This is a genomic window from Micromonospora acroterricola (genome assembly GCF_003172955.1).
In the GTDB taxonomy this organism is placed as follows: Bacteria; Actinomycetota; Actinomycetes; order Mycobacteriales; family Micromonosporaceae; genus Micromonospora; species Micromonospora acroterricola.
Window position 1 is genome coordinate 1 of record NZ_QGKR01000369.1, and the last position, 7,317, is coordinate 7,317.

Below are 7,317 nucleotides of genomic sequence, written 5' to 3' on the forward strand. Positions count from 1 at the left end.
GTTAGAGGCCGGAGAGGCGTTGGCCGGCTCTGACGACGGCCATGGCGTGGCGTTCGCCCGGGCGGCGGCCGAGGCGTTCGATCGGGCCGGAGATGCTGACGGCGGCGATCACCCGGCCGGTGCGGTCCCGGATCGGGGCGGAGACGCTCGCCACACCGGCCTCCCGCTCCGCGACACTCTGCGCCCAGCCGCGGCGCCGTACCTCGGCGAGGGTGCGGCCGGTGAACTTGCTGCGCGGCAGGAGCGGCATCACCGCCTCCGGTGGCTCCCAGGCGAGCAGGATCTGGGCCGCGGAACCGGCGGTCATCGGCAGCACCGAGCCGACCGGAACGGTGTCCCGCAGACCGCTGGCGCGTTCCGCCGCCGCCACGCAGATGCGTTCGTCGGCGCGGCGCAGGTAGAGCTGGGCGCTCTCACCGGTGGCGTCGCGCAGGGCGGCCAGCAGCGGCTCGGCGGCGGTCAGCAGAACGTCCGGTGCGGCGTTGGCCAGCTCGCCCAGGCGGGGGCCGGGACGCCACCTGCCCTGGGTGTCCCGCACCAGCATCCGGTGTATCTCCAGTGCCTGGGCCAGCCGGTGCGCGGTGGCCCGGGGCAGCTTCGTGCGCTCAACGAGTTCGGCCAGGCTGGCGCCGTCGACGCAGGCGGCCAGGATGACCACCGCCTTGTCGAGAACGCCGACACCGCTCATACTGTGTCCCACAAGCCGAAACTTACCTCCCAGAATTTAGGATGTCCAGATGGTGGGAGTCACTCCTGAGCCGAGGACCCTGGCCGAGAAGGTCTGGGACGCGCACGTCGTACGGTCCGCCGCTGGTGAGCCGGACCTGCTCTTCATCGACCTGCACCTGCTGCACGAGGTGACCAGCCCGCAGGCGTTCGACGGGCTGCGGCTCGCCGGGCGTCGGGTGCGCCGTACCGACCTGACGCTCGCGACCGAGGACCACAACACCCCGACCGGGTACGCCGATCCGGCATTCCGGTCCCGCCGTGGTGACCTGCTCACCATCGCGGACCCCACGTCGCGCACGCAGATCGAGACGCTGCGCCGCAACTGCGCCGAGTTCGGCGTGCGGCTGCACCCCCTCGGCGACGACAACCAGGGCATCGTGCACGTGATCGGCCCGCAGCTCGGGCTCACCCAGCCGGGCATGACGATCGTCTGCGGCGACTCCCACACCGCCACCCACGGCGCGTTCGGCGCGCTCGCCTTCGGCATCGGCACCAGCGAGGTCGAGCACGTGCTGGCCACCCAGACGCTGCCGCAGAGCCGGCCGAAGACCATGGCCGTGAACGTCACCGGCCGGCTCGCCCCCGGCGTCACCGCCAAGGACCTGGTGCTTGCGCTCATCGCCCAGGTCGGCACCGGCGGCGGTCGCGGGCACATCGTCGAGTACCGCGGCGAGGCGATCCGTGCCCTCTCCATGGAGGGGCGGATGACCATCGCCAACATGTCCATCGAGTGGGGCGCCAAGGCCGGCATGATCGCGCCGGACGAGACCACCTTCGCGTACCTCAAGGGTCGGCCCAACGCGCCCCAGGACGCGGACTGGGACGCGGCGCTGGAGTGGTGGCGGACGCTGCCCACCGACGAGGGCGCGCGCTTCGACGCCGAGGTGACCCTGGACGCCAGCGGGATCACCCCCTTCGTCACCTGGGGCACCAACCCCGGGCAGGGCGCGCCGCTGAGCGCGCCCGTGCCGGATCCGGAGGAGTTCACCACCGACTCGGAGCGCACCGCGGCTCGCCGCGCGCTGGAGTACATGGACCTGCGCCCCGGCACCCCGCTACGCGAGCTGCCCATCGACGTGGTCTTCGTGGGCTCCTGCACCAACGGCCGGCTGGAGGACCTGCGGGCCGCCGCCGACGTCCTGCGCGGCCACAGGGTCGCCGACGGCGTCCGGATGCTCGTGGTGCCCGGCTCCGCCGCCGTGCGGGAGGCCGCCGAGGCCGAGGGGTTGGACAAGGTCTTCGCCGACGCCGGCGCCGAGTGGCGGTTCGCCGGCTGTTCGATGTGCCTGGGGATGAACCCCGACACGTTGAAGCCGGGCGAGCGCTCCGCCTCCACCTCCAACCGCAACTTCGAGGGCCGTCAGGGCCGGGGCGGGCGCACCCACCTGGTCTCCCCGCCGGTCGCCGCCGCCACTGCCGTGGTCGGTCGGCTGGCCGCCCCCGCCGACCTGTAGAAGGGACCCGACCGATGGACAAGTTCACCACCCACACCGGCACCGCCGTGCCGCTGCGGCGATCCAACGTGGACACCGACCAGATCATCCCGGCCGTGTACCTCAAGCGGGTGACCCGGACGGGTTTCGCCGACGGGCTGTTCAGCGCCTGGCGCGAAGATCCGGCATTCGTGCTCAACGATGAAACCTATTCCGGCGCGTCGATCCTCGTCGCCGGCCCGGAGTTCGGCACCGGCTCCTCTCGGGAGCATGCCGTCTGGGCCCTGCGGGACTGGGGTTTCCGCGCAGTGGTGGCCCCGCGCTTCGGCGACATCTTCCGGGGCAACGCACTCAAGGAGGGCCTGCTGCCGGTCGAGTTGGAATTGAAAGCCGTCGAAGAATTGTGGGATCTGATCGAGGCGGATCCGCGTACCCCGGTGACAGTCGACCTGACCGCCCGGCAGCTCCGGGCCGGCGACGCCAGCTGGTCGTTCCCGCTGGACGACTTCAGCAGGTGGCGGTTGCTGGAGGGCCTGGACGACATTGGACTCACCCTCCGGCACGCCGCCGACATCGACGCCTACGAGGCCGGCCGATTGCCGTTCCTGCCCTCCGTGGCATAGCCGTACGCCCCATCGCACAGCGGATTCCGCCCCCACCGGTCCGACCGGTGGGGGCGAATCCGTTACGACACAAGGGCTTTTTTCCACCGAATGTTTGTGTCCCGGCAGCACAGGGCATACCGTGCGCGCAGAATGGCTCGCGTCGAGTCAGTTGCACAATCGGGAGGAAGTCGTGAACAAGGCCGAGCTCATCGAGGCGCTCGCCGTTCGCCTGGGGGACCGGAAAACGGCGACGGCCGCGCTCGACGCGGTCCTCACCGAGGTCCAGGCGGCGGTCACCAAGGGCGAGAAGGTGGCGATCACCGGATTCGGAGCCTTCGAAAAGCGTGTGCGTGGCGCACGAACAGCGCGGAACCCGCGTACCGGCGAGGCGGTGAAGGTCAAGAAGACGTCTGTCCCGACCTTCCGCCCCGGCGCCGGGTTCAAGGAGATGGTGGCCAGCGGCAAGGTGCCGAAGGCCACGGCGGCGGCTAAGAAGACCGCCACCACCACGGCCAAGGCGGCCGGCACCAAGGCAGCCGGCACCAAGGCGGCGGGCGCCAAGGCCACCACGGCCAAGGCGGCCAGCAAGAAGACCGCCCCGGCCAAGGCGAGCAAGACCGCCACGGCGACCAAGACGGCCGCCAGCAAGAAGACCGCCCCGGCGAAGGCGGGCAAGAGCACCACGGCGACCAAGACGGCCGCCAGCAAGAAGACCGCCCCGGCGAAGAAGAGCGCCGCGGCGACCAGGTCCACCACGGCGAAGAAGACCACCGCGGCGGCCAGCAAGAGCACCACGGCCGCGAGCAAGAGCACGGCGGCGAAGAAGACGTCGGCCAAGAAGGCTCCGGCCAAGAAGTCGGCCAGCAAGCGCTGACCGACCTGCACGAAAGGGCGTCCACCCGTGGGTGGGCGCCCTTTCGGCGTACGTCGGGCCGTTGACCGGGCCGGCCGGCACGCGCAGAATCGCCGTGCCGGCCCCTCCGCCGGCCCGCCGACGGGAAGAGGGCGCCGGTGCGCTATCGCCAGCTCACCACCGGATCGCTCGCGCTGGGCGTCATTCTGCTGATCGACGTGCTGCGGGTGTGGCTGCCCGGCATCATCACCATCTTCGGCCAGGCCGCGTCCACCCCGGCCGAGTTGATGGGCGCGTTCGCCCTCGGCTGGTTCGTGCTCGCGCTGGCCGCGCCGGCCCTGGTCCGGCGGGTGGGCGCCCGCCCGGTCACCGTCGCCGGCGCCGTGGCGCTGGCCGCCGCCCGGCTCGCGTTGACGACCGCTCCGGGCGGGCGTACGCAGCTCTGGTTGGCCACCGCGGGCCTGCTCGCCGGGCTCGTCTGGCTGGTCGGCGTCGCCGCCGACACCGACCGGCCGGTGCCCGGGCTGGCCCTGGGGCTGGCGTTCAACGCGGCCGTGCACGCGGTGCTCGACACGTACGACCTGGTCTGGCGGGGCGACTGGCTCGCCTGGCTGCTCAGCGGGGTCGCGGTGGCACTGTTCCTGCTCGGCGTCGCGCTGCGGGCCCGGCCGGTTCCACCGGCGTCGCCGGCTGGGTCGGCTGCACCGGCGCTGCCCGTCGGGTCCGGTGGCGTTCGCGCCTGGCTGCTGGCCGGGCCGGCACTGCTGCTGGCCGGCATGGTGGCGCTCGCACCGGCCGTGGCCCTGAGCGGTACCTCGTACCTCGTCGCCGGGGACGGCGTGGCCCGCTCGCCGCTGTTCGGACTGGCCCCGGTGCCGGTGGCGGTCGCCGGATTCCTGCTGGCCGCGCTGACCGGCCCGCTCCCGCGGTGGGGCCGGGCGCTCGGGCCGGCGGCGTTGCTGGCCGGTGCGCTGCTCTTCACCCTCGACCGGGGCGACCTGCTGCTTCCGGCCGTCCTGCTCGCCGCCGTCGGTCTCGGCGCCTGCCTCGCCCTCGCCGAGGACGCCGGCCGCGCCCACACCGAGGATGCCGGCCGCGCCCACACTGACGATGCCGGCCGCGCCCACACCGACGATGCCGGCCGCGCCGACACCGACGACGTCGGCCGCGCCGACACCGACGATGCCGGCCTCGCCCACGCCGACGATGCCGGCCGCGCCCACACCGAGGACGCCGGCCGCGCCGACACCGCTGCCGCCGCCGATGGCACCGGCCGTCCCGGCGCCGACGGGGGTGCCGGCCGTGTCGAGGACAACTGCGGGGACGGGGACCGCGCGCGGTGGGCGGGCCGCCGGGGGTACGCGGCCGCCGCCGGCATGCTCGTCTTCGCGCTGGGCGCGGTCGGCTACTACTCCGCCTACGACCTCGGCTACCCCAACGGGGCGGTGCCGGTGGTGGTCGCCGGACTGGTCGCCGTCGTGGCCCTCGCTGCCCGTCCCGCCGGCCGCCCGGTCCCGGCGCCGTTGCCGCCGCTGCGCACCACGGCCGCGGTCACCGCGCTGGCCCTGCTGGCGCCGCTGCTGGCCGACGAGGCGCCGGTCGCCGGCAACCGCGACGGCCCACCGGACCGGCTGACCGTGGTGGCGTACAACATCCGGATGGGCTTCGGGCTGGACGGCCGGTTCGACCTGGCCGCGCTGGCCGACGTCATCGACCGGCAGGGGCCGGACGTGGTGCTGCTCAGCGAGGTGGACCGGGGCTGGCTGCTCAACGGCGGCCACGACACCCTGGACCTGCTGTCCGACCGGCTCGGCATGCCGTACGTCTTCGGGCCGGCCGCCGACCCCGTCTGGGGGGACGCGGTGCTCAGTCGGTGGCCGGTGCGCGATCCGCGAACCCTGCCGCTGCCCGCTGTCGGTGCGCCCACCGGTGCGCAGGCCCTCGCCGTCACCCTGGACCTCGGCGACGGCGTACGCACCGCCGTGGTCAGCACCCACCTGCAACCGCCGCCTGGTCGGGGCCCGGTGGTCCAGGCTCGCGCGGTCGCCGACTTCGCCACCGGGTACGCGGCCGGCCGGCCGCTGGTGGTGGCCGGCGATCTGAACACGGAGCCCGGTGACGAGGCGTTCGGGCAGTTCACCGCCGCCGGTCTGGTCGACGCGCTGGCGGCCGCCCGACCGCTCGCGACCAGCCCGGCCGACGACCCGCGCCAGCAGATCGACCACGTCTTCGTCTCGCCCGGCCTGAACCCCACCGACCCGGTCGCGCCGCCCGGCACGGCCAGCGACCACCTGCCCGTGGCGGTCACCCTCACCCTCCCGCCCCGCTGACCTCGCGGCTACAGGCGGTCGGCGGCGAGCAGCCGGTCGGCGGCGAAGGCGAGCAGCCAGCCACCGCCCTTCGGCGTGGTGAAGTCCTCGTCGGCGCGGCCGCTCAGGTGCTCCAGGGCGCCCGGCAGCACCTTGCCCTGGCTGCACACCGCGACCTGCCCGCCGGCGCAGGCCAGCTCCAGCAGCCGGGCGGCGGTGGCGAGGACCTGCTCGTCGAGCTGCTGACCCGGCTGCGGCTCGTCCAGGTCGCCGCAGATCTCGATCGGCAGGTCGAGCATCGCGGCGGCCGGGTCCAGGGTCTGCACGCAGCGGCGCGGCGAGGCCGACACGAGCCGGGCCGGCCGGACCAGGGCGACCAGCTTCGCGAGCGCGTACGCCTGGGCCCATCCCTCGGCGTCCAACGGCCGACCGGTGTCCGGGCCGGTCCAGGTGGCCCGCTTGCCGGCGTGCCCGTGCCGGACCAGCGCGACCGTCGCGGTCACCGGCGGCAGCGCGGCGAACGCGGCCAGCACCTCGACGTCGTGCGGGTAGCTGACCAGCCGGATCGCGTCGTCCACACCGAGCCAGCGCACGTCGTCCACCTCGGTGCCGGGCTGGAAACCGCCGGTGGCGACCGCGAGCATCGACCAGTAGTCGACCTGCTTCGGCTGGCCCTCGCTGCGGTAGTGCACCGACGGCAGCCGCACCTGCGGCACGCCGCGCACGTCGGACTCCTCGGACACCTCACGGACCGCCGCGACCAGCGGGTGCTCGCCCGGCTCCAGTTTGCCCTTCGGCAGCGTCCAGTCCCCGTAGCGCGGACGGTGCACCAGGCAGACCTGCACACCGGCCGCCGAGGGCCGCCAGGCCACCCCGCCGGCCGCCCGGATGCCGGTCACGGCAGCCATCGGGTCCGTCGGGGCCGGGTGGCCCGGTGCCAGGCGGCCGGGAACCGGGCCCGCATCCGGTGTACCGCCTCGCGTTCCCGCTCGGCGAGCCTTCCGGCGGTGACGGCCAGTTCGTGGTCGTCCGGCCGGTCGGCGGCGAGGGCCAGCCAGGTGTCCGCGGCCACGGCGGCGTCCTGGTGCTCGCCGAGCACGTCCTGCACGCCGGCCAGCGCCCGGGACAGCCGCCGTGCGCCCTTGTGGCGCAGCGCCGGGGCCACCGCGTTGACGGCGTACCGGGCCTGCTTGCCCTCCTTGCGTACGGCGTGCCAGCGGTCGTCTGGCGCGAGTGGGTCGAGGTCGTCGACGCCGGCCGGCCCGGTCAGCTGCCGCCACGGGCGGGCCACCAGCCGGGGCAGCGCCCGCGCCGCCGGTTGGGCGGCCCGGCGGGTGAGCCGGGGGGAGCGGGCGGCCAGCACCAGGGCGTCCACCAGATGCGGGTGG

At 74.3% G+C, this 7,317-nt stretch carries 7 protein-coding genes; 4 read left to right on the forward strand and 3 right to left on the reverse strand.

The window, feature by feature from the left end; genetic code table 11:
• Position 1 precedes the first annotated feature (1 nt).
• Complete coding sequence (locus DKT68_RS30785; protein WP_036374687.1) at positions 2–688, reverse strand: IclR family transcriptional regulator; 687 nt, start codon at positions 686–688, stop codon at positions 2–4.
• A gap of 49 nt (positions 689–737) precedes the next feature.
• Between DKT68_RS30785 and leuC the strand changes: the two genes are divergently transcribed.
• The 4 genes from leuC (at position 738) to DKT68_RS30805 (ending at position 5,950) form a co-directional block, all read left to right on the forward strand.
• On the forward strand, positions 738–2,183 hold the full coding sequence (gene leuC, locus DKT68_RS30790; RefSeq protein WP_109820883.1) for a 3-isopropylmalate dehydratase large subunit: 1,446 nt from the start codon (positions 738–740) through the stop codon (positions 2,181–2,183).
• A gap of 14 nt (positions 2,184–2,197) precedes the next feature.
• On the forward strand, positions 2,198–2,785 hold the full coding sequence (gene leuD, locus DKT68_RS30795; protein ID WP_109820884.1) for a 3-isopropylmalate dehydratase small subunit: 588 nt from the start codon (positions 2,198–2,200) through the stop codon (positions 2,783–2,785).
• Between the two features lie 172 nt (positions 2,786–2,957).
• Entirely contained in the window at positions 2,958–3,641 is a 684-nt protein-coding gene (locus DKT68_RS30800; protein WP_201749255.1) for an HU family DNA-binding protein, read from the forward strand.
• 137 nt (positions 3,642–3,778) lie between these two features.
• Entirely contained in the window at positions 3,779–5,950 is a 2,172-nt protein-coding gene (locus DKT68_RS30805; RefSeq protein WP_109820886.1) for an endonuclease/exonuclease/phosphatase family protein, read from the forward strand.
• A gap of 8 nt (positions 5,951–5,958) precedes the next feature.
• Here the strand turns inward: DKT68_RS30805 and DKT68_RS30810 are convergent, their stop codons facing one another.
• Together DKT68_RS30810 and DKT68_RS32495 are read right to left on the reverse strand one after the other, a co-directional pair.
• The gene (locus tag DKT68_RS30810; RefSeq protein ID WP_109820887.1) at positions 5,959–6,837 is read right to left on the reverse strand and encodes an NUDIX hydrolase; all 879 of its coding nucleotides are present in this window, start codon (positions 6,835–6,837) and stop codon (positions 5,959–5,961) included.
• Positions 6,825–7,317 (reverse strand): CHAD domain-containing protein (locus DKT68_RS32495; protein ID WP_146218456.1); only part of this gene is annotated, 493 nt, incomplete at its 5' end. The genes DKT68_RS30810 and DKT68_RS32495, both read right to left, overlap by 13 nt.